Origin of the sequence: Pseudoflavonifractor phocaeensis (genome assembly GCF_016901955.1) — a bacterium.
Lineage (GTDB): Bacteria > Bacillota > Clostridia > Oscillospirales > Oscillospiraceae > Flavonifractor > Flavonifractor phocaeensis_A.
Genome location: NZ_JACJLC010000015.1, coordinates 1 through 24,959 on the forward strand (window position 1 = coordinate 1; position 24,959 = coordinate 24,959).

The following is a 24,959-nucleotide window of genomic DNA, read 5'->3' on the forward strand; positions in this document are numbered from 1 at the left end:
ACCTGCGCCAGCTCATCACTAAGCGCAGACATTGTCATCTGTTTATCCATGTTTTTATTATATCATGTCGGGCTGTATCACGCTTACTTTTCTGTGCGGTGTTGCCTTAAAAAAAAACAGAGAGAGTGGACAGCCATAATAAGGGCTGTCCACTCTCTCTGTTTTCTGTTTTCAGGAATGTGCGCCGCAGCGCCCACAGTATTTTCTGTTTACTTGGCGATCAGATTGACCAGCTTGTTGGGTACCAGAATGGTCTTGACCAGCTGCTTGCCCTCGGTGAACTTCTGCACCTTGGGGTCGGCCATGGCGGCGGCCACCACGGTGGCCTCGTCGCTGTCCATGGGCACAGTGACGGTGGCGCGCAGCTTGCCGCACACCTGGACGGCCATCTGCACCTGGGCGGCGATGGTCTTGCTCTCGTCGTAGGCGGGCCAGCTCTGCTGGCAGGCCATGCCCTCCCCGGCGAAGCCCAGAGCCTCCCACAGCTCCTCCACCATATGGGGGGCGAAGGGGGACAGCAGCAGCAGCAGGGTCTTGTACTCCCCCTTGGAGCAGCCGTTGGCGTAGAAGTCGTTGACCAGAGCCATGAGGGCGGCGATGGCGGTGTTGAACTTCATGGCCTCGATATCATCGGCCACCTTCTTGATGGCCTTGTGGATGGCGCTCTCGTTGGCGGCGGTGTAGTCCAGGTCCTCGGTCAGGTTCTCCGACAGGTTCCACACCCGGTCCAGGAATCGCTTGCAGCCCTTCACTGCGTTGTCACTCCAGGAGGCGGCCTTCTCAAAGTCACCGATGAACATGATATAGGTGCGCATGGTGTCGGCGCCGTACTGAGCCACCACGTCGTTGGGGTTGACCACGTTGCCCCGGCTCTTGGACATCTTCTCGCCGCCCTCACCCAGGATCATACCGTGGGAGGTGCGCTTCTGGTAGGGCTCCTTGGTGGGCACCACACCGATGTCATAGAGGAACTTGTGCCAGAACCGGCTGTACAGCAGGTGCAGGGTGGTGTGCTCCATACCGCCGTTGTACCAGTCCACAGGACTCCAGTAGTCCAGAGCCTCCTTGGAGGCCAGGGCCTTGTCGTTGTCCGGGTCCATATACCGCAGGAAGTACCAGGAGGAGCCGGCCCACTGGGGCATGGTGTCGGTCTCACGCTTGGCAGGGCCGCCGCAGTGAGGGCAGGTGGTGTTGACCCAGTCGGTCATCTTGGAGATGGGGGACTCGCCGTCGTCGGTAGGCTCGTAGGAATCCACGTCGGGCAGCAGCAGGGGCAGCTGATCCTCGCTGAGGGGCTGCCAGCCGCACTTCTCGCAGTACACCATGGGGATGGGCTCGCCCCAATACCGCTGACGGGAGAACACCCAGTCGCGGAGCTTGTAGTTGACCTTGGCCTCGCCGATGCCCTTCTCCTCCAGCCACTTGGTAATGACGGGGATGGCGTCCTTCACCGTCAGGCCGTTGAGGAAGTCGGAGTTGACCAGGATGCCGGTCTCGTCCTTGGCGGTGAAAGCGGCCTTCTGCACGTCCTCGCCGCCGGAGACCACCTCAATGATCTCGCAGCCGAACTTTTTGGCGAACTCCCAGTCCCGGTCGTCGTGGGCGGGCACGGCCATGATGGCGCCGGTGCCGTAGGTGGCCAGCACATAGTCGGAGATGAAGATGGGGATCTCCTTGCCGTTGACAGGGTTGACGCCCCGTACGCCGTCCAGGCACACGCCGGTCTTTTCCTTGTTGAGCTCGGTGCGCTCCAGGTCGGACTTGGAGGCGGCGGCTGCCTGATAGGCACGTACCTCATCAGCGTTGGCCAGCTTTCCGCTCTCCAGCCAGCCCTTCACCAGGGCGTGCTCGGGAGAGAGGACCATATAGGTGGCGCCGAAAAGGGTGTCCGGCCGGGTGGTGAACACCACGATATCCTCACCGGTGGTAGCCTTAAAGGTGACCTCGGCGCCGGTGGAGCGGCCAATCCAGTTCTTCTGCTGGGTTTTCACCCGCTCGATAAAGTCCAGGTCGTCCAGGTCGTCGATGAGCCGCTGGGCGTACTCGGTGATCTTCAGCATCCACTGGGATTTCTCCTTGCGGACCACGGGGGCGCCGCAGCGCTCGCAGACCCCTTCCACCACTTCCTCGTTCGCCAGCACGCACTTGCAGGAGGTGCACCAGTTCACGGGCATGGTGGTCTTGTAGGCCAGGCCCTTCTTCCACAGCTGGAGGAAGATCCACTGGGTCCACTTGTAGTAGGCAGGGTCGGTGGTGTTGATGACCCGGTCCCAGTCAAAGGAATAGCCCAGCATATGGAGCTGCCGGGTAAAGTTCTCGATGTTGTCGTGGGTCACCTTGGCGGGGTGGATGTGGTTTTTGATGGCGTAGTTCTCGGTGGGCAGGCCGAAGGCGTCGTAACCCATGGGGAACAGCACATTGTAGCCATCCATCCGGCGCTTGCGGGCCACCACGTCCATGGCGGTATAGGGCCGGGTGTGGCCCACGTGCAGGCCCTGACCGGAGGGGTAGGGGAACTCCACCAGGGCGTAGAACTTGGGCTTGTCGCTGTGGTTCTCGCAGCGGAAGGTCTTTTCCTCCGCCCATTTCTTCTGCCACTTGGGTTCAATGGCGGCAAAATCGTACTTCATTGACTGCACTTCCTTGTATCATATCCCGGCGGCGAGGCCGCCTCCATAATCCAAATTATTATACTAGAAACCCGGGCCCAATGCAAGAAAAACCATATTCCCCTCACTTCCTCGCCAGGTAATATTGATAAACAATAAAAATACATTGACAAACAATGTTGCCCGTAGTACAATGGTGCCAAAGGAGGGATCGCTATGGAGCGAACCGGCATTCAGAAGCTGGCCCACACGCTGAAAATACTGGTCACCATCACCTTTGTGTGCAATCTGCTGGTTCTGCCGCTGGTGCCCATTCTGTCCGCGGTATCCAGCAGTGGTTTTCCCTTAACGGCGCTGCTCCACGGTCCGGGGACCGCCGGCGCCTCCTCAGATCTGACATACGCCCCCGGCACCATACTCTATCTGATACTGGTATCCGGCTGGGGTGATCTTGCCCCGTACACCTTGGTGCTTACCCTCTTCCTGCTCTTCTGCGGCGTGTGCACAGCGGCCATCCTGTGGCAGGGCCGCCGGGTATTGGATACCATCCTCAACGGCACTCCCTTCTGCGCCGCAAACGCGGTCTGCCTTCAGCGGGCGACACTGTTCTGCTTCCTCATCTCCGGGGCTGCCCTGATACGGGTCATCTGGAGGATATGCTATGTCCAGTCCGCCGCTCCCCTGTTCAGCTATAATATGCTCTTTGTTCCGCTTTTCTTTCTGGCCGGGCTGCTCTGTCTGGTCATGTCCGCCCTCTTCCGCCAGGCGGCGGAGCTGAAGGCGGACAACGACCTGACCATCTGAGGAGGTGTTCCCGTGCCCATCGTTGTGAACCTGGACGTGATGATGGCCAGGCGGAAGATGAGCCTCAACGAGCTGTCCGCCAGGGTGGACATCACCCTGGCCAACCTGTCCATATTGAAAAACAACCACGCCCGGGCGGTGCGCTTCACCACCCTGGAGGCCATCTGCAAGGCCCTGGACTGCCAGCCCGGGGACATTCTGGAATACGTGCCGGAGGAGACGTGAGCTATGGCAATATTGGTGACTATGATCCTATTGGGCGCTCTGGGCCTGGGTCTGCTGGCCTGGGGGTTGGGACTGGCCGGGCTGGTCCGGCGGGATCTGCGGCTCAGCGTGTGCAGCCTGAGCTGCTGTACCCTGGCCGTGCTGCTGGCCTGCGCCTACTTTTATGGCGGTATCCAATGCCAGGATTGGAGCACCCTGATGGACACCGCCCGTGCCATGCTGCTGGCCGCCGGGGTGCTGACGGCGGTGAGCCTGCTTTTAAACGGCTGTACGTTGCTGCGGCAGCCCCATAACAGATAACAGGAAGGAGCTGCCAGGGATAGGCAGCTCCTTCCTGTTTTGCTCAATAGGTGTGGGTACAGACCTCCCGGATCTTGGCCTGGAGAGATTTCAGATCCACAAAGCTCTCCGGCCGCTTGGAGGGATCCCGCAGCAGGGCGGAGGGGTGGAACATGGCCATCATCCACACCCCCGCCTTCTGCATCCACACGCCGTGCTCCCGGGTGATCCTGAAGTCGCTCTTCATCAGGCGCATAGCGGCAATGCGGCCCAGACAGATGATGATCTTAGGCCGGATCAGGGCGGTTTGGTTGCGCAGATAGCCGATGCAGGCCTCCTGCTCAATATTCAGCGGGTCCCGGTTGCCTGGGGGGCGGCACTTCACCATGTTGGCAATATACACCTTGGTACGGTCCAGGTCGATCATGGTGAGCATATCGTCCAGCAGCTGCCCCGCCCGGCCCACAAAGGGCCGACCGGTGAGATCCTCCTGCTCCCCGGGGCCCTCCCCGATGAACATGACCTCCGCCTGCCGGTTGCCCTCCCCAAAGACCACATTATGCCGGGTATCCGCCAGGTCGCACCGCTGACACCCCATACAGGCTGTCTGCAAAGCGTCCCAGTTCAGCATTTCTCTCACCCCTCTTGCAGTATACCACAAATTCCGGTCTGACGCTATCTTTCCGCCTGCCAGGTAGCCCAGCTGCGATGAGACAGATACCACCGGACAGTCTCCTCCAGCCCCCGGTTGAAGTCCATAGCGGGGGCCCAGCCCAGCTCCTTCCCCATCTTACTCCAATCCAGCGCGTAGCGCAGGTCGTGGCCCGGCCGGTCGGCCACAAAGGTAATGAGGCTGTCCGCCTTGTTCAATGCCTTCAGGATGGCCCCTACCACCTCCAGATTGGTTTTTTCGCAGCTTGCCCCCACATTGTACACCTGACCGGACCGGCCCCGGCGGAGAATGGCGTCAATGGCGGCGCAGTGGTCCTCCACATACAGCCAGTCCCGCACGTTGATCCCCTGGCCATAGACCGGCAGGGGCCGGTCCTCCAGGGCCAGCAAAATCATCCGTGGAATGAGCTTCTCCGGGTGCTGCCAGGAACCGTAGGTGTTGGAGCCCCGGGAAATGGTCACCGGCTGACCGTAGGTCCGGCTGGCCGCCAGGACCAGCAGATCCCCCGCCGCCTTGGCGGCGGAGTATGGACTGGACGGCCGGATCGGATCTTCCTCGGCAAAGCGAAGGTCATACCTGTCCAAAGGAAGCTGACCGTAGACCTCGTCGGTGGATACCTGATGGAATCGCTCCACCCCCGCAGCCCGGCAACCGTCCAGCAACACCTGCACTCCTTCCACGTTGGTACGGACAAATACCCCGGGCTCCGCAATGGACCGGTCCACATGGCTCTCGGCGGCAAAGTTGACCACATATTGGGGGCGGAATTCCTCCAGCAGGCCCAGGACCAGCGTCCGGTCACAGATATCCCCCCGGACAAACGTCAGCCCCTTGGCTCTGGGCTCCTCCAGGGCCTCCAGGCTGCCGGCGTAAGTCAGCTTATCCAGGCAGAGCAGCTCGTCCTCCGGATGATTTTTCTGCTGCCAGCGGATGAAGTGGGAGCCAATAAACCCCGCTCCTCCGGTCACCAATAGTCGGGCCACAGACAGGCCTCCTCTCCGAACTAGAATACTAAAATAGGAAAAGGGCGTGCGCCGGCACGCCCTTTTGATTTATTTTTGCTTCTGCTCCAGCTTGACCAGCTTGACACATGCGGCGATCACGCCAAACAGGAACCAGTAGGTGAACATATTTCGAGGATAGTACCAAGTATATTCTGCCACGCTCACCACCATGATCCCGCAGAAGGCGCCGATGGATGCGGCCAGCATCCGCTTGACCCGGGGATCCATAGACCGGCGGAAGGCTTTGACCCCCTGCTTCAGTTGCCACAGCAGCAGGCCCAGGAAGGACAAGATACCCCAGATCCCGGTTTCCAGCCACATCTGCATATAGTTGTTGTGGCAATGGAGGGGATAGTTGCCGTCTGAAATGCTGGGATAGGCTCCAAGGGTAAAGGCCCGGTGGGTCACATCGCTGCCCAGACCCACACCCTTGATCCAGTTGTCCTTCAGCAGATTCCAGCTGGTGGAGTAGATCTCAAACCGGTACTGGACGGAGCTGTCCTTTGTGTTGGTAATGGTAAGGATCCGGTTGTAGATAGAGGTGGGCAGGAAGGGCAGGGCGGCGATCCCCGCCAGAATGAGCACCGGCACCCACCGCCAGTCCATCAGGGCCAGAAAAACCACCACCGCCAGCGCCGCGCCGATCCAGCAGGAACGGCCATAGGTCATGCCGAGCGCCGCCACCCCGAAGCACAGGGAGAGCAGAGAGAGGATTTTCCCCCGCCAATGCGCATTGAGGAAGAGGGCCAGGTCCAGGGGAAGCAGCATGGTCAGCAGCTCGGCAAAGTTGTTGGGATTATCGAAGAAAGAGTAGACCCGCCCGGGCATACCTTCGTTCACCGTCATGTCCTGAAGGGATGCAATGACCTCCACGCCCTTGTACCCCTGATAGCAGCCATAGACGGCGGCAATTGAAACGCCCAGTACCGCCAAGGCCACCGTTAGCTGAAGCTGCTCATAGCTGCGCACCCCGCTGACCACCACCAGCACCAACAGCAGGCTGGTGATGTGGAACAAAAGGAACCGCAGGGAAAGGCCGGTGGAAGCAGAACCCGCAGCGGCCAGGATGATCAGGCAACCATAGAAAAACATATAGGGCCCCAGGGCATCCACTTCCAGCCGGGACCGCTGACGGGAGGCGCTGCCCAGGATAAAGAGGGCGGTGAGCCCCACCGCTCCCAGCAGTCCGTAGAGGTTGTTCCACATCTCATGGGGGGCCGCCAGCATCACCAGCATAAATAGCCCAAGGAAGAAGAAGGTTCCACCCCCAAGAGTGGTCAACGCCCGGCAGACCAGACTGTCCTGCCAAACCGGTTCCCCGGCCTTCCAGATGGTCTTGACTATGGTGCAGGGGATATTGACCAAGCCGGTGACGCACCGACAGGCCAAGCTGTTTGGCCAGGCCATAGGCAGACGCCCTTCCCGCCACACAAACCGGCAGATCACACTGCCCGATGCCTGGCGATAGGCCCATCCGGACAGCGCGCCACACCACCGGCCGATCCCGCTTTCCGGGAAAGCCTGCTTGAGTCCCAGCCAGATAGTCAGAAAAAACCGGACAAACAGGCTGTTTTCCGCAATTGTCATATTAGCATTTACTCCTTGAGTCCAGGATGGAGCGCCTTCTGATAGACCGCATAGGTGGCGTCCACCATCTTGCCCATCTCAAAATAGGTGTGTACGGCCTGTTGGGCCCGGGCACCGCACTGCCGTCTCAGGTCCGGCTCCTCCATGAACCGCCGGATGGTCTCCGCCATGCCCTTGGTGTCCTCAAATTCCACCAGCTGGCCGCAGCCCGTCTTTTGGTTCACCAGGTCCGGCGTGCCTCCCACGTTGGTAGCCACCACAGGCAGCCCGGCGGCCATGGCCTCCAGGATCACGAAGGACAGAGCCTCCCACCGGGAGCAGCTTACATACAGGTCGCTGCCGTGGTACAGGTTTTTCACATCGGTGCGGTAGCCGGTAAAGTAAACCTGCCTCTCCAGACCCAGGGACTTGACCAAGGCCTCACAGTCGGCCTGTTTGGGGCCGTTGCCTGCCAGTACCAAGGCAAAGGGCAAGTTCGTGCTGTCCGCCAGCTCCTTCAGACTGCGGATCAGGAAATCCTGTCGCTTGTAGTCGTCGAACCGCCCCACACAGAGGAGCACAAACCGGTCCTCGGGAATGCCCAGCTCCCGCCGCAGGGTGGAGTCGGCCCGGCTGCCCTGCCAAAGCTGAGGATCCACTCCGTTGAAGATGACCTGGATCCGGTCACCTTTCCAGCCGTTTGCCTCCAGTTGAGCCTTACCCATGTTGCACACGGCGATCATCTGATCCTGCCATCTGTCCAGCAGCCGGTTGGTCAGCCTGGTCACCGGGTCGTTTTTCACAATGATGTGGTTGGTATACACCACCTTCATCTTCCGGTACCGCTTCTTGGCCAGCAGGGCGATGTAGTGTTCCCGCAGGTAGTGACAGTGGAGCAGGTCGATCCGCCATTCCCGGCACAGGTCCGCCAGGGCCCGGGCGGCCTTCCGGTCAAACCGGCCCTTCATCTCCAGCCGGCGGCAAGAGACTCCCATGGCCTCCAGCCGCTCCACCAGCAAACCACCCTGGTTGTAGACGAAATAGGGCTGGATCAGCCCCTTTTCCCTCATGTCACGGGCCAGGAGCTCCACATACCGCTCCGTTCCGCCCTCGCCGGCGTAATTGAGCAGATAGAGTACCCGGATCATGGTTCTCCCCCTTTACTTCTCTGCCCAGTTGCCGGTGGCCTCCGCCTTCAGATAGGCGTTGATAAAGCCGTCCAGGTCGCCGTCCATGACTCCGTTGACGTTGCTGGTCTCGTACCCCGTGCGATTGTCCTTCACCAGCTGATAGGGCATAAACACGTAGGAGCGGATCTGGCTGCCCCACTCAATTTTCAGCTGGACACCCTTGATGTCGGAGATCTTCTCGGCGTGCTGCTGCATCTTCAGCTCCACCAGCTTGGCTCGAAGCATCCGCAGGCAGGTGTCCTTGTTCTGGAACTGGCTGCGCTCGGTCTGGCAGGACACCACAATGCCGGTGGCGTGATGGATGAGGCGGACGGCGGAGGAGGTCTTGTTGATGTGCTGGCCGCCGGCGCCGGAGGACCGGAACACCTGCATCTCGTAGTCCTCGGGCCGGATCTCCACATCGGCGTCCTCGGGCAGGTCGGGCATGACCTCCAGAGCAGCAAAGGAGGTCTGCCGCCGGGCGTTGGCGTCAAAGGGGGACACCCGCACCAGCCGATGCACCCCGTGCTCGCTGCGCAGGTGACCGTAGGCGTTCTCCCCCTCGATGAGAATGGTGGCACTCTTGATGCCCGCTTCGTCTCCGTCCAGATAGTCCAGGGTCTTGCAGGTGAAGCCGTGGCGCTCCGCCCAGCGGGTGTACATGCGGAAGAGCATCTGGGCCCAGTCCTGGGCCTCGGTGCCGCCGGCACCGGCGTGGAAGGTAAGGATGGCGTTGGAATTATCATATTCCCCGGTAAAGAGGGTGGACAGCTTGGCCTCCTCCATGTCGGCCTCCAGCTTGGCAAACCCCTCCTCCAGCTCGGGCACCAGGCTTTCGTCCTCCATCTCGTTGCCCAGCTCGCACAGAGTCATCAGGTCCTCCCACTGACCCTTGCGCTTCTCCTGGCCCTCGATCTTGTCCCGCAGGTTCTTCAACCGCTGCTGCACCTTCTGGGCCTTCTCCAGGTTGTCCCAGAACCCGTCGGAGGCGGACTCAGACTCCAGCATCTCCACCTCCCGCCGGGCGGCGTCCAGCCCCAGAGCCTGGTCCAGATCGTCCAGCTCGGGCCGGATATTGTGGAGCTTTACCTTATATTCGTCGAACTGTAACATAACTCACACTCATTTCGTCAAACTCAATCCATAGCCCTACTATTATATCCAAACCTGCCATCAATGTAAAGAGAAGGGCACCAAAAAACCGCCCGAAGGCGGGCGGTTTTTAGCGGTCGCTGACGGTCCAGACCGGATCGGCGCAAAAGATCAGATCGTCAATATCGCCTCCGGAGCCGGTACGCCGGACGGTCTCATCATGGGGATGCTGCTCCATATGGCTCCCTCCTTCCCAGTGAACTACATATCAGTATATGCCGCAGGAGGTGAGAGATGTGTCCTATTTTCTGAGTGGGAAAAAAATCTGCCGTCCGGCGGACGGCAGATTTGATATCAATAAACAGCTCCTCAGGCGTAGAAGGTGTGGGCGCCGATGGTGGCAACATAGGTGCAGTTGCGGTTGAACCACCCGCTGGAGGAGATGGAGGGGTTGATGAAGTACAGGGCGTTGCCGGCGGTGTTGACCCCTTCCAGAGCCAGCTTGGCAGCCACTACGCTCTCAGCGTTGGGAGTGCGGTAGATCAGGCCGTTACCGGCGGGGCTGAACTGATTGCGCTGGAAAATGACGCCGTACACAGTGTTGGGGAACTGCTTGCTGGCCACCCGGTTGAGCACCACGTTGCCCACAGCGATCTTGCCGGCCAGAGACTGGTTGCCGCTCTCGGAATAGATGATGCGGGAGAGCCAGTACAGGTCTTCCTGATCATAATAGGTGTCGCCGGACTGGATGGGGCCAGAGCCGCTGGTGATGGCCACCAGGTTTTCACCGCCGACCCACTCGACGCTAGCGCCCAGGGCCTTACACAGCACCCGCACGGGCACCAGCAGCAGGCCGTTCTTGGTCTGGACTCCCTCAGGAATGTAGAGGTAGCGGCCGTTGCACACAATATACTTGGCGCCGGGGGCGATCTGCAGGTTCAGACCGGGGGCGGTCACCACCGCTTGGCCGTTGACCCACTCAGCCTTGGCAGTGGGATAGAGGGCCTGCACCACAGGCCAGTAGGAAACGTAAGTGGTCTCATTCTCAACCTTTTGAGTAATGTCCGATACCAAGGGCGTACCGTTAACCTCAAAATTAACGCCGCTCTCAGCCGCGTACACCGGGCCGGTCAGGGAAATGCAAAGCGCCAGACCGGCGAGCGCGCAAAGGGCTCGTTTTTTCATGGTTTAGAATCCTCCTATTGAAATGTTGTTCTATTCAGGTTGTGATTTCGGCTGTTACTTTTCAAATCCAGCTTGTAACTTTTGCGTCGCTGGATTGTAACCATATTGTAACCGCTTTGCATTCAAAAAGTCAATAGGAAATTTTCCACCTTTTTCTGAACCGCTTGTGTCCCAAGGCTTTCAGCGCAAAATATTTTTTTGCGATGTAACTTTTCCCCTTTTTTCGCTTGTGTAAATGACTACAAACGATAACAAAAAGAAACATTCTTTGGTGCCAAGTGCACACATTGCCCTCAGTGGTTTACAGATTATTTTCTTTGCCCAAATCCCCCGAAAAGCGGGCTATACGCCCAGTTTAGTATACAATATCGAAGATATTATGTTACCGTCTTCTTTCCACTTCTCTCCTGCTGATCTTTTTTGATTTTTTTCGTTTTCCCTCTTGACGGACGGAAAAAATCTGCTATAATATAGTCCGTTGCCTGTCCTATGCGGGCAACTGGTAGAGCACTCACCATGGAGAGATGGCTGAGTTGGTCGAAGGCGCACGATTGGAAATCGTGTAGGCGTTAATAGCGTCTCGAGGGTTCGAATCCCTCTCTCTCCGCCAAAAGGCACCTGCTTTTGCAGGTGCCTTTTTGATTTCTGTCATAACAATAGGGCTGCCGGAAATCCGGCAGCCCTATTGTTTATCCGTCGATCCAGCCCATAACCAGGGCAGTACGGGGCAGCCAGAACTGCACCACCGGCCCAATGAGCAGGGCAGCCACCACGGTGCCTACCCCTACAGTACCCCCCAGCAGGAAGCCCACCGCCAGAAAACACAGGTCGCAGGCCATCCGCACCCACCGAAACTGGAACCGGTGGAGCTTGTCGGACAGGATGATGGCCACCAGGTCGTTGGGACCGGTGCCCGCCCGGCTGTTGATGACCAGGGACATACCGGCCGCCAGGATGACGCAGCCCAGTACCATACTGACTCCACGCACCGCCAGGTGGGATTCCAGAGTGATCCACCGGCCCAGCAGCCAGGAGAACAGGTCGATGATGGGCCCGCCCAGCAGGGCGCACACCACAGTGCCCGGCTTCACATAGCCCTTGGTACCAAAGAACATGAGTACCATCAGCAGGCAGAGGGCGATGACATGGACGGTGCCGATGGACAGCCCCACCGTCCGTGCGATACCCTGGATCATAACGGTGAAGGGGTCGCTGCCCAGCTCGGACAGCAGGAAAAGGGTCACCCCCAGATGGGCCACCGTAAGGCCCAGCAGCAGGATAAACAGGGCCTTGGCCCACTGGGTCAGGGTGCGCCGGGAGGTATCGGCGGCAAAGCCCGCCTGTTTGGTCGGTTGTGCCATAGGATCGTTCCTCTCTCGCTTCCGGGCTCAGCCCTTTTTGATGTCCCGGGTGGCATAGGCGTTGAGATCCATGCCCCCCCGGGTACCCGCCAGGTATTCATAATAGCCCTGGCAACCGATCATAGCCCCATTGTCCCCACACAGGGATAGAGGGGGCAGATACAGCTTGTCCCCGGACGCCTTGCAGGCGGCCTCCAGATCGGCCCGAATCCGGGAATTGGCCGCCACACCCCCCGCCACGGCGATCTTACCGTAACCGCATGCCTTGGCCGCCTCCATAGTGCGGGGCACAAGCATCTCGCTCACCGCCCCGGCAAAGGAGGCCGCCAGGGAGGGCAAGTCCAGTTCCTCCCCCTTCTGCTGGGCGTTGTGGATCAGATTGATGGCGGCGGTCTTCAGACCGGAAAAGGACATGTCCATGGGCGCGTCGTGGACATGGACCGACGGGAAGGAGTATTTTTTATCGTTTCCCCCCTGAGCCAACCTGTCCATGGGGGCCCCGCCGGGATAGCCGATGCCCAGTACCCGGGCCACCTTGTCAAAGCACTCCCCCGCCGCGTCATCCCGGGTGGCCCCCAGGACCTCCATGTCGGTGTAATCCCGTACGTCCACGATCATGGTGTTGCCCCCGGAGACGCACAGGCAGACAAAGGGGGGCTCCAGGTCGGGGTGGGCGATGTAGTTGGCGGCGATGTGGCCCCGGACGTGGTGGACGGGCACGATGGGCACACCCAGGCCGTAGGCCGCCGCCTTGGCGAAGTTGACCCCTACCAGCAGGGCCCCGATGAGACCGGGGGCGTAGGTCACCGCCACGGCGTCGATATCGGCGCGGGTCACCCCCGCCTGCTCCAGGGCCTGGTCGGCCAGGCCGGAGATGGCCTCAATGTGCTTGCGGGAGGCGATCTCGGGCACCACACCGCCGTAGATGGCGTGCATATCCGCCTGGGAGGCGATGACGTCGGCCAGAACGGTGCGGCCGTCCTTCACCACCGCCGCCGCCGTCTCGTCGCAGGAGGACTCAATGGCTAAAATAATCATTCCGTTCCCTTCTCTTCCTGAGCAAATGTGATGGTCATGAGCAGGGCGTCCTCGTGCTCCTCCCGGTAGTAGTTCTTCCGGCGGCCCACCGTCTGAAAGCCCAGCTTCTCATACAATTTAATGGCGGGGGTGTTGCTCTCCCGCACCTCCAGGGTGAGGAAGGCCAAGTGAGCCTGTCCCAGCCGGAGGTAGGCCTTCAAGATCTCCTCCGCCACCCCCTGGCGACGGAAGGCGGGGGCCACGGCAATCTTCTCCAGGGTACCCTCGTCCAGCACAGCTCGTACCTCGCCGTAGCCCAGCACGGTTCCGTCCTCCCCCTCGGCCACCACCAGGGAGATCATATCATTATATAGCTCCTGCTCCAGCAGATCCATGGACCAGGGGTGGGAAAAGCAGGCCCGCTCGATCTCCCCCACCTGGGCCAGGTGGGACTTGTCCATGGGCACCAGTTGATAGTTCATCTTGTCATATCTCCTTTTGCATCCAAGCCGGCGGCCCGGGCGGGGTCTCCCCCGGCCCCAAAGGCACCTTCACATCGGTACGGGCAGGGCCGTAAATGGCCCTGTGGGCGGCCATCACCGGGGCCAGATCCTCAAGCAGATGGGGCAGGAAGGTGGTGAACCGCATGCCGCAGGTGGCCATATCGTAGGCGGGCACAAAGCCGCACCGCTCATAAAAGGCCAGCCGCCGCTGCCGGAGGGTGTTTTCCGCCGGGTCATCCCCCTCCACCGGTCGCTCCGCCTCGATGAGCAGCAGGGACTTGCCAGCCAGCCGCTCCGCCACCATGGCCACGATCTGCCGCCCGATGCCTCCGTTCCGCCGGGCGGCGGTGACCCCCAGGTAGTCCAGCAGGATGCATCGTTTGTCAGCAGGCTCCATCCACAGGGTGGCGTAGCCCAGCAGGGTCTCCCCCTCAAACAGGCCCCACACCTCATACCGGCCCTGGGCCATCAACTTCCGGATCTCAGGCAAGGGCTTGCGCTCGTTGGGGGGAAAGGCCTCAGTCACTTCATCCCGATACCAGGCCTCCAGTCCCGCCCCGGTGATTTGCCGCAGTTCCATTGCCCGCTCCGTCAGCCCTTGGCCTGGGCCCAGCTGTGGCCCACATGGGCGTCAGCGGTGAGGGGCAGCGACAGCTCCGCGGCGTGCTCCATCTCCCAGGCCAGCAGTTCCCGTACACGCTCCGCCTCTTCCTCCGGGCACTCCACGATGAGCTCGTCGTGGACCTGGAGGATCAGCCTGGCCTCCAGTCCCTCTGCCGCCAGCCTGTCCCGCACCCGCAGCATGGCTACCTTTATAATATCGGCGGCGGTGCCCTGGATGGGCATGTTCAGCGCCACCCGCTCCCCGAAGGAGCGCAGGTTGAAATTGGAGGATTTCAGCTCGGGCAGCCAACGCCGGCGGCCCATGAGGGTGGACACATAGCCGTCCGCCTTGGCCTGCTCCACCACCTTGGCCATATAGGCGTGGACTCCTGCATATTTCTCAAAATACTTATCCATATATTCCTTGGCCTCCCACCGGGCCACCCCGATGTCCTGGGCCAGGGAGAAGTCGGAGATACCGTAGACGATGCCGAAATTCACCGCCTTGGCCCGGCGGCGCATCTCGTGGGTGACCTGTTCCGGGGCCACTCCGAACACCTGGGAGGCAGTGACGGTGTGGATGTCCTCCCCGGAACGGAAGGCGGCGATCATGTGCTCGTCCCCGGCGATGTGGGCCAGCAGCCGCAATTCGATCTGAGAGTAGTCAGCATCCACCAGCACTTTTCCCGCCGGGGCTACGAACATCTTCCGCAGCTCCGCTCCCAGCTCGGTTCGAACAGGGATGTTTTGCAGGTTGGGCTCGGTGGAGGACAGCCGCCCGGTGGCGGTGACGGTGTTCTGGAAGGAGGTGTGGATACGCCCATCGGGGGCGATGACCTTGGTCAGACCGTCCACATAGGTGGATTTCAGCTTGGCCAGCTGCCGGTAGTCCAGCACCGCCTCCACAATGGGGTGCTTGTCCCGCAGCTTCTCCAGCACCTCGGCGTTGGTGGAGTAGCCCGTCTTGGTCTTCTTCACCGGGGGCAGCCCCAGCTTGTCAAAGAGGATATGCCCGAACTGCTGAGTGGAGTTGATGTTGAACTTCTCCCCTGCCAGGTCATAGATCAGGGCCTCGTCGGCCTTGATGCGCCCGTCTAGCATCTCTCCAAAGGTAGTGAGGGCACTCCGGTCCACCAGCACCCCGGCCTGCTCCATCTCGGCCAGCACAGTACACAGGGGGAGCTCCACCTCATAATAGAGCTTGCCCATCCCTAGCTCGCTCAAACGGGGGGCCATGGCCTCCTTCAGCGCCCCGATAAGGGCGCAGTGGGACAGGAAGGCCCCCAGCACCGCTCCCTGGTCGGCCAGCGGGGTAAAGGCATCCTTGGCCAGGTAGGTGTCCTTGGCCTTGTCATACTCGTGGTTAAACCACCGCATGCCCAGGGTCTCCAGCTCGTAGCTGCCGTCGGTGGGAGCCAGGAGGTAGGCCGCCAGAGCGGTGTCAAAAACGAAGCCGCCCCCCTGGATGCCCTCGGCCAACAGCCGGGACAGCAGGGTTTTCACGTCGTGGGTGTTCTTTTTGATGTCGGGGGCAAAGAGGGCCTTCAGCACCTCATTGTATCCCTCCAGCCGGTCGGAACGAAGGATGGCGGCGTGGCTGTCGGTCTCATTCTCCCAGTGCTCCACCACCACCACGTCCAGGGAGGGCAGGGCCAGCACATCCACGCTGTCACAGGTCCGCCAAAGGGCCAGCAGCTCCTCCGCCCGGGCCCGGTCGGTCACGTCCTCACTGGTGCAGGTACCGGTAAACTCCCCCTCCTGCTGCTGCACCTCACCCTGGGGCGCCTTCAAACCCATCTTGTCAATGAGCTTGTTGAACTCCAACTGCAAAAACAGCTGGTACAGAACTGGGCCATTGGGCTCCTGCCGGAGATTGGCCTCCGGGGTGAAGTCGATGGGGGCGTCGGTGTGGATGAGGGCCAGATCGTAGGACATTTGGGCCTGGGCGGCCCCCTCGGCCAGCTTTTTCAGCACGGCGGGCTTGGCCTCCACCCTGTCCAGGTTTTCATAGATGACCTTGACGCTGTGGTAGCGCTGGATCAGGTCCATGGCGGTCTTTTCCCCGATGCCCTTGACACCGGGGATGTTGTCGCTGGTGTCTCCCATGAGGGCCTTCAGGTCCACCATGTGGATGGGGTCGAAGCCGTAGGCCTCCCGGAAGGTCTCAGGGGTCATCTCCCTGGTGGTGGTCTGTCCCATGCGGGTGGACACCAGCTTCACCCGGGTGGTGTGGGTCACCAGCTGGAGAGAGTCCTTGTCCCCCGTGACGATGACGGTGTCCCATCCGGCGGCGGTGTCCTTCACCGAGATGGTACCGATGAGATCGTCGGCCTCCCAACCGTCCAGCTCGTACCGGGGGATGTTCATGGCCTCCAGCACCTCTTTCAGCACCGGCAGCTGGGCTGCCAGCTCCTCGGGCATCCCCTTCCGCTGGGCCTTGTAGCCCTCGTAGGCCAGGTGGCGGAAGGTGGGGGCCTTCCGGTCAAAGGTGACACACAGGGCCTCCGGCTGTTCCTCCTCCACCAGCTTGTTCAAAATGTTGAGAAAGCCATAGATGGCGTTGGTGGGCTGCCCGTCCTTAGTGGTTAGCAGCTTAATGCCGTAAAAGGCCCGGTTAATGATGGAATTGCCGTCGATGACCATGAGCTTCATGGGAGGACCTCCTGCCGTCCGGCCTGCCGGACATAAAATCACAGGGTACAGTATAGCAGTTTTCCCCGGTCCATACAAGGGGAAAACAGGGGGAGCCAGCCGCTGTGCGGCTGGCTCCCCTCAAACTTTATCCGGAGGACAGTTGAGGGCGCAGTGAAACCACGCCCGCCTCCAACTCCATGTCTTCTCCGCCGGATCCAGGGCCACCCACAGGCAGGCCCCCGGCGGAAAGGACAATTCCAGACAGCACATCATATGGCTTCCACGGCCCAGGGTCAGCCGGTATGACCCTGGCGGGAGATGGCCAAAAACGGCCATTCCGGCGGACGCCGGCCTGCACCAGCAGTCGCACCCCTTTACGGGCTCCAGGGTCAGCCAATCCCAAGCTATGGGGCAGGCTACCCTGACCCACAGAGCGCATAGGGAATACCCCGGATCCAGACAGAGGTTGACCCTCCGCTCCGCGGCCTCCTCCAGACAAAAGGGGGCGCTGGGGATTACTGCTCCAGCTTGGCTTTGACCAGGTACTGTCCGCCGATGACGCCGCCGAACAGGTATTGTCCCTCGGTATTGGTTTTGGTGGTGGCAACCAGAGTCTCCACCTGGGCAGTCCCCACGGTGGTAACCTGATACAAACCCACAAAAGCCCCCGCCACGGCGGTACCATTCTGGTCCCGGATGATGCCGCTGACCGTACCGTTATAAGTGCGGGAATCCACCGTCAGGGACATGGTCACATTGGCGATGGAGCCTCCCAGGATGGTCACCGCCATGGGCGCGGAGGTCAGATAGCCGTCGGCGGTGGCCACCAGGGAATATACGCCGTCGGCCAGATCATAGAACAAAAACTCGCCGTCGGCCACGGTATAGGTGGCGCCCACCACAGTACCCAGAGCGTCCCGCAGGGTGATCTTGGCCCCGGACAGCGGAACGATGTTCAGTCCGTCGGTGGTGGTGAGGATGCCGGCGATAGAGCCCAGGGCGAGGGTGGGGTCGGCGGTACAGGTCAGGTTCAGCTGGGTGGTGCCTCCGGCGGCCAAGGTAACCCCCAGGACGTCGCTGAGAGGATAGCCGTCGGCCACTGCCCCTACCGTATAGGTGCCCGCCGGCACATCGCTGAAGGAATACTGACCGGTGGCGTCGGTGATGGTGTGCTGGTAGGGGGTGCCGGTGCTGTCAAAGATCTTGACAGTGGCATCGGGAATAGGGGTGGTTCCGTCAGTGACGGTACCATACAGGGTGGCGGTACCGGTGGATACCGGGGGCAACTCCAGGTCGATGTTGGCCTCCTGGATGCCCTGAAGAGTAAAGCTGGAGCTGTACTCCAGGCCCAGCAGATCCTGTCTCATGTCTGCCATAGTGGTTCCTCCCAAAGTGTGATCTGTGAGCCCCGTCTGGGACAGGGCCTATCTCAGTATACACATCACCCGGCAGGAAGGTTCCCTGAACGATAAAACCGCCCCGGCAAACCAGGGCGGTTTCAAACGCAGTTACCAGATGGGCTGGGTGGGCTCGGGCCCGCCGGGCAGACTGCCGTACATCACCCAGTGGTAGAAGTTGGCATCGGCGGTGCCGGCGTAAGGGGCGAGCCACAGCAGCAGGATACCAAGGGTAAAAGGGGTCAGCAGCGCCCAGCCCAGAAAAGACAGATCCTGGACAAAGAGCTCCAGGGTGTGCCCATCCATGGCCTGCTTACTGTTGGTCAGGGCCTCCAGCGCCCCCATACCCGGATTGTCCAGCAGGAAATACACCGCCAGCCGGTAGCGATAGGAGATCCGGATGGTCCACACGAGCAGAAACACCCCGCCCAGCAGCATGGGGAGGGGAAACCCCATGATAACGGAAATCACGATGGTGGCCACATAGACCGCCACCCCTACCAGGCTCCACAGCAGGACGAAAAGGGCAGACAGCAGGTTCACCGACAGGGCCCGGCCGATCTCCCAGAATCCGTCCAGCAGGTTGCGGTAGCCCGGCCCCTCCCGGCGGGCCAGCCGCAGGCAGTAGGAGGAATAGCCATAGCCCATCACCCAATAGTACAGGGTGAGCAGCAATTCCATGGCCAGGACCACCATCACCCGCTGGGGGGTGAGAATGGCCCGCAAAATCTGCTCTACCGAGTAGTTGGTCTCCAGAAGATAGTAATAGACCGCCTCAAAGGGGTTAGACACAAAACTCATGATGATATTGCCCAGCACGGTGGTCAGGGCTATATACACCAGCGCCACCAGCATGGGGTGGGGGTAGGCTCCCCGCATGGCGCTCCTGGCCATCCACTTGGATTGGGGACGGTTGTATCCCATGGCAATCCCTCGCAATCTGACTGACATTGAGAAAATGATACCACATCACCTATCCGATTGCAAGCCGGGCAGCTCCACGGTAAAAGTGACCCCACCAGCCCGGTTGGCCGCCCGGCAGCTCCCCCCGTGGGCCTCCGCCGCCGCCCGCACCAGGGCCAGCCCCAAGCCGGCACCCCCCTGGGCCCGGCTGCGGCCTGGATCCCCCCGGTAGAAGGGCTCAAACAGGTGCCCCAGATGCTCCGGCGGGATGGGTTCGCCGTCGTTGTCCACCGTCAGCTTCACCTGCCGCCCCTTTTGCGTCAGGGTGAGGGTCACCACGCCGTCGGGAGGGCAGTGCTTCAGGCCGTTGTCCGCCAACTCGTCCACCATCTCCTCCAGCACCAGCCTCTCCCCCATCACCATGGCGGGTCCCAGCTCCGTGCGCAGCCGGACCTCCTTCTGTTCCGCCAGCAGATCCAGCCGCTGGACCCGCCCCGCCGTCAGGACCGCAAAGTCCAGGGGTTCCTTCTCCAGCCGCCGCCCCGACACCAGCCGGGACAGGTCCAGCAGACCGCCCACCAGGGCGGCCATCCGGTCGCTCTCAGCCACCACGGTGTCCAGGTACTGAGCCCGCTTGGCCGGGGCGATGTCCTCCCGCAGGGCTTCGGCGTGGGTACGCACCACCGCCAGAGGGGTTTTTAGCTCGTGGGCCGCCCCCCGGACAAAGGCCCGCTCCCGCCGGATGGCCCGGTACTCCAGCCAGGCTGTGAACAGGGCCAGGGCCGCCGCCGCTCCCAGGGTGAGCAGGAGCACCGGTTTCAGCCCGGTGAGGGCGTACAGCTCAGGCAGGTAATAGTTTGACGCGAGAGGTCTCACGGCGCCGACAGCCAGATAGGCGTTGGAATACTGGCCGCCGCCAAAGGCCAGCCCTCCCTGGGCAGTCTGGGGAACCCTCTCCTCCAGCTCGTCCACCTCTGCCGCCAGAGCCTGGTACCGCTCCAGCTGGGGCTCCGGGTCCCCCCGGCCCAGCAGGGGGGAATAGAACTCCACCCAGGTACCGGAATAAGACTCCGGCGCCTGGCCGGGGAACAGGTCGGCCCGCGTATCCGCCAGCACCACTTCCCCCGTTTCAAAGAGGAGGGTCAGCTTCTGCACATACAGCACCTCTCCCTCCTGCCAGCCCACCGCCCGGAGGCCGGTAAACTCCGACCCCAACCCGCTATCCCCCCGGTAAAATACCGGTTTCGAATAGCCGTCTAGGGTCTCCAGCGCCGCCAGCATCTGTTCATCGGTCATGGCAGGATCAAAGACCAGGTACAGGACCGACGCCTCTTCCGGGTCGGATTCCCCCACCATATCGGTATACCCCACCAGCATCTGCGTCTGACCCAGCCGGTCGCCGTCTTTCTCGTAGATCCGAAGAAAGAGCTGCCCCCCGTAGTCCCGGAGCAGCCACTCCCCCATCATGGTAAGCTGGGCGGAGCAATAACCGTCCTCCCAGGGAAGGATCCGAACGATGCCCAGGCCCTTCGGCTGGGCGGTAAAGGTGACCTCCCCGTTTCGGATGCGCATGGACAGATCGTTGCTCTGTACCGCCACATCCTCCCGGCACCACTGATAGTTGACCCAGATCAGCGCCGCCATGGCCGCCCCCCACAGCAGCAGGGAAATGCCCAGGCTCCTGGCAAAGCACTTAAAAAACAGCCGTTTATCCTTCATATCAGCCGCCCTCCAGTCGATACCCCGCTTTGAACACCGTCTTGATCTGTTTGCCGCCGCTGCCCAGGGCGGCCCGCAGGCGTTTGACGCGCACGTCCACTGCCCGCTGGCCTCCCTCAAAGTCGATGCCCCACACCTTGTCCAGCAGCTGATCCCGGCTGAGCACCTGGCCCCGGTGGCGCATGAGGCAGAGGAGCAGCTCGTACTCCCTGGGGGTGAGGGCCACCGGCCTCCCCTCCACCGTACAGGTGCGCCCCGCCAGGTCCAGGGTGATGGCCCCGCAGCTTAGGGTCTCGCCGCCCCCCTCTCCCCGGCTGCGGCGGATCACCGCCCGGGTCTTGGCCAACAGCACCGCCAGGGAAAAGGGCTTGGTCACATAGTCGTCCGCCCCCAGGGCATAGCCCCGGAGCACGTCGGGCTCGGTCCCCAGGGCGGTCAGGAAGAGGATTGGCACCCCGCTTTTTTCCCGCACTGCCCGGCACACCGAAAAGCCATCCAGGTTGGGCATGAGCACATCCAGCAGGATGGCGTCGTAGTCATGATCCCGCAGCAGGTCCAGGGCCTCCGCCCCGTCCCGGGCCAGATCGCATTCTATTTCGTGAGCTGCGAAATAGTCCCGAATGATATCCCGCATGGCCTTTTCATCCTCCGCCAGCAGTACCCGCTCCGCCATGTCCTTTCCTCCTTTCGTCTGTAGGATAGCACAAAGTTGTGTCCGTCTCATGTCAAAAGGGGCGCTGCCCCCGTGTGCAGCGCCCCTCAGCGTGTTCGGTTATCCCCGCAGCTCCAGCAGCTTCTGTTTCAGTTGGCCCTCGATGCGGCCCAATTCGGCTTCGGCCTCCCGGCGCTTCTGGGCCCCCTCCTGTTGGATGTGCATCACCTCGTCCAGAGTGGAGATGAGCTGCTCGTTGGTGTGCTGGAGGGTCTCAATGTCCACCACCGACCGCTCGGCCTCCCGGGCGGTATCCAGGGTACCCATCTTCAGCATGTCGGCGTTCTTTTTCAGCAGGTCGTTGGTCATGTTGGTCACCGCCGTCTGGGCAGCGGTGGCCTGGCGGGAGTGCTCCAGCCCCAGGGCCAGCACCATCTGGCTCTTCCACAGCGGAATGGTGTTCACCAGGGAGGACTGGATCTTCTCCAACATCAGGGTGTCGTTGTTCTGGATCAGCCGGGTCTGGGGCCCCATCTGGATGGAGATCATCCGGGTGAGCTCCAGGTCGTGGATCTTCTTCTCAAACCGGGAGCACATATTGGCCAGGTCGTTATAGGCCTGGGCGTCCTCCTGGGCGCCGGTCTGGGCGGCTTTCTGCTTCAGGGCTTCCAGGTCCTCTGAGCGCACCTGGGCCAGGCGCTTCTTGCCCGCCAGGATATACATGGTCAGTTCCTTATAATACTTGGTGTTGAGGTCGTACATCTGGTCCAGCATGGCGATGTCCTTCATCAGGGTGACCTGATGGCCCTCCAGCACCTCCACGATCTTGTCCACATTGGCCTCGGCCTTGGCGTAGGAGGCCTTCATGGCCTCCAGCTGGTTGCGCTTCTTCTTGAAAAAGCCGAAGAGGCCCTTCTCCTCCTCGTCGCCGTTGAAGCCCTTCAGTTCTCCCACCAGGGAGGACAGAGCCTCGCCCACCTCGCCCAGGTCCTTGGTACGCACCGAGTTGAGGGTACTCTCCGAAAAGCCGGCAATGTTCTTCTGCGCGGCCGCTCCGTACTGGAGCACCAGATTCACGTCCTTCAGGTCGATTTTCTGAGCAAAATCATCCACCATTTTCCGTTCGGCCTCAGACAGGCGGCTCTCCTCCTGCTGGATCTCCCCGGCAGGCTGGACCACGGCCAGATCGTCCTGAGGCTTAGGCTCCACCACCGTATCGCTGAGATCGGGGGTCAGGGTCAGTTCGGGGGTGAATTCCATGTTGTCAGCCATAATCAGCGTCCCTCCATCTTCCAGCCCGGCACGACCGGGGCTTTTCTCAAATCATTGTACCGTCCCCCCTCTCCGGTGTCAAGAACACGTTGACTTTCCCCCCAAAAGTCAGTATCATTAGCATGTATCCATACGCTAGAGAGAGGAAGTTTGCCCCCATGCTCACCCTGAAAGAATTTAAAGAGGCCCGCGGCGTGCTGTCCGGCGTGCTCCGCCCAACCAACCTGGTCTACAGCGCCGCCTTTTCCAAGGCCACCGGCAACCACGTGTATATCAAGCCGGAAAATATGCAGGTCACCGGCGCCTACAAGATCCGGGGCGCCTATTATAAGATCAGTACCCTCAGCGAGGAAGAGAAGTCCAGGGGACTGGTCACCGCCTCCGCCGGTAACCACGCCCAGGGGGTGGCCTACGCAGCCCAGCAGGCCGGGGTGGCCGCCACCATTGTCATGCCCACCACCACTCCCCTGGTAAAGGTGAACAACACCAAGGACTACGGCGCCAAGGTGGTTCTCCACGGGGAGACCTTTGACGACGCCGCTCAGCTGGCTGCCCAGCTGTCAGAAGAGCAGGGCTTTACCTATGTACACCCCTTCAACGATCCTGCCATCGCCACCGGACAGGGCACCATCTCCTACGAGATCTTCCAGGACCTTCCTGACGTGGACGTGATCCTGGTGCCCATCGGAGGCGGCGGGCTGGCCACCGGCGTGGCTACCCTGGCCAAGCTGCTCAACCCCAACGTTACTGTCATTGGGGTGGAGCCCACCGGGGCCGCCTCCATGAAGGCCAGCCTGGACGCCGGCCATGTGGTCACTCTGGACAGAGTGGAGACCATTGCCGACGGCGTGGCTGTAAAAACCCCCGGCGACCAGATCTTCCCCTATATCCAGCAGAACATCGACGATATTATCACCATCGACGACGGCGAATTGGTGGACGCCTTCCTGGATATGATGGAAAAGCACAAGATGATCGTGGAAAACGCCGGCCTGCTGCCCATTGCCGCCCTAAGCCATCTGAAGGGCGAGGGGAAGAACGTGGTGCCTGTCCTCTCTGGCGGCAACATGGACGTGATCACTGTGGCCAGCCTGGTGCAGCACGGTCTTATCAACCGGGGCCGGGTGTTCACCTTCTCAGTGCAGCTGCCCGACCGTCCCGGCGAGCTGCTGCGGGTGGCCCAGATCGTGGCCGAGGCCAACGGCAACATCATCAAGCTGGAGCACAACCAGTTCATCAACATCAACCGCCAGAGCGGCGTGGAGCTGCGGGTCACCCTGGAGGCCTTTGGTCACACCCACAAGCGGGCTATCCTGGACGCTATGTGCGCCGCAGGATACCAGGCCAGGGAGTGCCACACCAACGACTTCTACAACTGAGCGGCGGGATCAGCCTCCGCGATCCAGTTGTGTCCGGGGGAGCTACCGCTCCCCCGGACACTATATGATGCGGCGCGCGGTTCCGAGGCAAGGGCCGCCGGGCCGGCACTGGGTGGGACCTGGGGGAGCGGCGGGGCCCCGGGCGACATCCGCTTGCTGTATCTTATGTGCCAGCTCCCCCGATTGCCCCGGGAGGTCCACCGGACAAGCCTCCACCCCGCCTTGTCCGGCCCAACTTTTATTGGAAGAGGAGTGATTGCCATGCTAAAAATTGCCCCTTCGATCCTTTCCGCTGATTTTGCCAACCTGGAACGGGACATCCGGCGGGTATCCTCCGCCGACTGGCTCCACGTGGACGTGATGGACGGCTATTTCGTGCCCAACATCACCATCGGCGTGCCGGTGGTCAAGTCCATCCGCCAATGCACCGATATGTTCCTGGACGTCCACCTGATGGTCACCAAGCCCGCCCGGTTCATCGAAGACTTCGCCCAAGCGGGGGCGGACCTGCTCAACGTCCACCTGGAGGCCGACGATCCCCGTGGGATCTCCCAGGCCCTCAGGCTGATGGACCAGTGCAAGGTGAAAAAGGCAGTGGCTCTCCGGCCCATTACCTCCCCTAACGCCGTGCTGCCCTATCTGGAGCAGCTGGACATGGTGCTGGTTATGACCGTGGAGCCCGGCTTTGGGGGACAGGCCCTGATGGAACATCAGTTGGAGACCATCCGGCAAGTGCGGGCTCTCATTGAGCGGTATAACCCCGCCTGCCGCCTGGAGGTGGACGGGGGAGTCAACACCACCACCCTCCGCCGGGTGGTAGAGGCTGGGGCGGATACTCTGGTGGCAGGCAGCGCGGTGTACAAGGCCGCCGACCCTGCCGCTGCCATTGCCGCCCTGCGGGAGGTCTGACCCC

General features: G+C 61.3%; 22 protein-coding genes and 1 tRNA gene. 6 read left to right on the forward strand and 17 right to left on the reverse strand.

The genetic code is table 11. From position 1 onward, the window contains the following. Positions 1-209 precede the first annotated feature (209 nt). A complete protein-coding gene (gene leuS, locus H6B51_RS05215; protein WP_204882676.1) occupies positions 210-2,630 on the reverse strand; it encodes a leucine--tRNA ligase in 2,421 nt (806 codons plus the stop codon). A gap of 195 nt (positions 2,631-2,825) precedes the next feature. Between leuS and H6B51_RS05220 the strand changes: the two genes are divergently transcribed. Genes H6B51_RS05220 through H6B51_RS05230 form a run of 3 tightly spaced genes read left to right on the forward strand, consistent with a single transcriptional unit; the run spans position 2,826 to position 3,938 of the window. Continuing rightward, positions 2,826-3,413: a DUF2975 domain-containing protein gene (locus H6B51_RS05220; protein WP_204882677.1), complete on the forward strand. Its 588-nt coding sequence runs from the start codon at positions 2,826-2,828 to the stop codon at positions 3,411-3,413. A 12-nt stretch (positions 3,414-3,425) separates the two neighbouring features. After that, positions 3,426-3,638 carry a helix-turn-helix domain-containing protein gene (locus H6B51_RS05225; protein WP_204882678.1) on the forward strand — a complete coding sequence of 71 codons (213 nt, stop codon included), beginning with the start codon at positions 3,426-3,428 and terminating at the stop codon, positions 3,636-3,638. Positions 3,639-3,641: 3 nt separating this feature from the next. Beyond that, positions 3,642-3,938 (forward strand): hypothetical protein, encoded by a 297-nt coding sequence (locus H6B51_RS05230; RefSeq protein ID WP_204882679.1) that lies wholly within the window; start codon positions 3,642-3,644, stop codon positions 3,936-3,938. Between the two features lie 43 nt (positions 3,939-3,981). Here H6B51_RS05230 and H6B51_RS05235 read toward each other — a convergent pair whose 3' ends face one another. The 6 genes from H6B51_RS05235 to H6B51_RS05260 all read right to left on the reverse strand — a co-directional run bounded on the left by H6B51_RS05235 (position 3,982) and on the right by H6B51_RS05260 (position 10,606). Next, positions 3,982-4,548 (reverse strand): uracil-DNA glycosylase, encoded by a 567-nt coding sequence (locus H6B51_RS05235; protein ID WP_204882680.1) that lies wholly within the window; start codon positions 4,546-4,548, stop codon positions 3,982-3,984. 44 nt (positions 4,549-4,592) lie between these two features. Beyond that, positions 4,593-5,573: a dTDP-glucose 4,6-dehydratase gene (gene rfbB / locus H6B51_RS05240; RefSeq protein WP_204882681.1), complete on the reverse strand. Its 981-nt coding sequence runs from the start codon at positions 5,571-5,573 to the stop codon at positions 4,593-4,595. Between the two features lie 69 nt (positions 5,574-5,642). Continuing rightward, positions 5,643-7,181, reverse strand: a complete 1,539-nt coding sequence (locus H6B51_RS05245) for an O-antigen ligase family protein (RefSeq protein WP_204882682.1) — start codon at positions 7,179-7,181, stop codon at positions 5,643-5,645. 8 nt (positions 7,182-7,189) lie between these two features. Continuing rightward, positions 7,190-8,308: a glycosyltransferase gene (locus H6B51_RS05250; protein ID WP_204882683.1), complete on the reverse strand. Its 1,119-nt coding sequence runs from the start codon at positions 8,306-8,308 to the stop codon at positions 7,190-7,192. Positions 8,309-8,320: 12 nt separating this feature from the next. Beyond that, positions 8,321-9,442, reverse strand: coding sequence for a peptide chain release factor 2 (prfB, locus tag H6B51_RS05255; RefSeq protein ID WP_204882684.1), 1,122 nt, complete (start codon positions 9,440-9,442; stop codon positions 8,321-8,323). A 348-nt stretch (positions 9,443-9,790) separates the two neighbouring features. Then, on the reverse strand, positions 9,791-10,606 hold the full coding sequence (locus H6B51_RS05260) for a cell wall hydrolase (RefSeq protein ID WP_204882685.1): 816 nt from the start codon (positions 10,604-10,606) through the stop codon (positions 9,791-9,793). Between the two features lie 518 nt (positions 10,607-11,124). Between H6B51_RS05260 and H6B51_RS05265 the strand changes: the two genes are divergently transcribed. After that, a tRNA-Ser gene (locus H6B51_RS05265) sits at positions 11,125-11,216 on the forward strand. A gap of 79 nt (positions 11,217-11,295) precedes the next feature. On the opposite strand, the gene H6B51_RS05270 is transcribed toward H6B51_RS05265, so the two are convergent. From H6B51_RS05270 to H6B51_RS05315, 10 genes are all read right to left on the reverse strand, one after another. Continuing rightward, the gene (locus H6B51_RS05270; RefSeq protein ID WP_204882686.1) at positions 11,296-11,967 is read right to left on the reverse strand and encodes a YczE/YyaS/YitT family protein; all 672 of its coding nucleotides are present in this window, start codon (positions 11,965-11,967) and stop codon (positions 11,296-11,298) included. Positions 11,968-11,994: 27 nt separating this feature from the next. Continuing rightward, on the reverse strand, positions 11,995-13,005 hold the full coding sequence (gene tsaD, locus H6B51_RS05275; protein WP_204882687.1) for a tRNA (adenosine(37)-N6)-threonylcarbamoyltransferase complex transferase subunit TsaD: 1,011 nt from the start codon (positions 13,003-13,005) through the stop codon (positions 11,995-11,997). Next, positions 13,002-13,466 (reverse strand): ribosomal protein S18-alanine N-acetyltransferase, encoded by a 465-nt coding sequence (gene rimI, locus H6B51_RS05280; protein WP_204882688.1) that lies wholly within the window; start codon positions 13,464-13,466, stop codon positions 13,002-13,004. The genes tsaD and rimI overlap by 4 nt, the downstream gene beginning before the upstream one ends. A gap of 4 nt (positions 13,467-13,470) precedes the next feature. Further along, positions 13,471-14,067 carry a GNAT family N-acetyltransferase gene (locus H6B51_RS05285; RefSeq protein WP_204882689.1) on the reverse strand — a complete coding sequence of 199 codons (597 nt, stop codon included), beginning with the start codon at positions 14,065-14,067 and terminating at the stop codon, positions 13,471-13,473. A gap of 11 nt (positions 14,068-14,078) precedes the next feature. Further along, positions 14,079-16,742 carry a DNA polymerase I gene (gene polA / locus H6B51_RS05290; RefSeq protein ID WP_204882690.1) on the reverse strand — a complete coding sequence of 888 codons (2,664 nt, stop codon included), beginning with the start codon at positions 16,740-16,742 and terminating at the stop codon, positions 14,079-14,081. 497 nt (positions 16,743-17,239) lie between these two features. Further along, the gene (locus H6B51_RS05295; protein WP_204882691.1) at positions 17,240-18,100 is read right to left on the reverse strand and encodes a carboxypeptidase-like regulatory domain-containing protein; all 861 of its coding nucleotides are present in this window, start codon (positions 18,098-18,100) and stop codon (positions 17,240-17,242) included. A 132-nt stretch (positions 18,101-18,232) separates the two neighbouring features. Beyond that, the gene (locus H6B51_RS05300; protein WP_204882692.1) at positions 18,233-19,045 is read right to left on the reverse strand and encodes a DUF975 family protein; all 813 of its coding nucleotides are present in this window, start codon (positions 19,043-19,045) and stop codon (positions 18,233-18,235) included. 45 nt (positions 19,046-19,090) lie between these two features. Next, positions 19,091-20,743: a sensor histidine kinase gene (locus H6B51_RS17635; RefSeq protein WP_243421148.1), complete on the reverse strand. Its 1,653-nt coding sequence runs from the start codon at positions 20,741-20,743 to the stop codon at positions 19,091-19,093. Between the two features lies 1 nt (position 20,744). After that, on the reverse strand, positions 20,745-21,416 hold the full coding sequence (locus H6B51_RS05310; RefSeq protein WP_204882693.1) for a response regulator transcription factor: 672 nt from the start codon (positions 21,414-21,416) through the stop codon (positions 20,745-20,747). 99 nt (positions 21,417-21,515) lie between these two features. Beyond that, positions 21,516-22,667, reverse strand: a complete 1,152-nt coding sequence (locus H6B51_RS05315; protein ID WP_204882694.1) for a toxic anion resistance protein — start codon at positions 22,665-22,667, stop codon at positions 21,516-21,518. 158 nt (positions 22,668-22,825) lie between these two features. Between H6B51_RS05315 and ilvA the strand changes: the two genes are divergently transcribed. Beyond that, positions 22,826-24,046, forward strand: coding sequence for a threonine ammonia-lyase (gene ilvA / locus H6B51_RS05320; protein ID WP_204882695.1), 1,221 nt, complete (start codon positions 22,826-22,828; stop codon positions 24,044-24,046). A gap of 261 nt (positions 24,047-24,307) precedes the next feature. Continuing rightward, the gene (rpe, locus tag H6B51_RS05325) at positions 24,308-24,955 is read left to right on the forward strand and encodes a ribulose-phosphate 3-epimerase (protein ID WP_204882696.1); all 648 of its coding nucleotides are present in this window, start codon (positions 24,308-24,310) and stop codon (positions 24,953-24,955) included. Positions 24,956-24,959 lie beyond the last annotated feature (4 nt).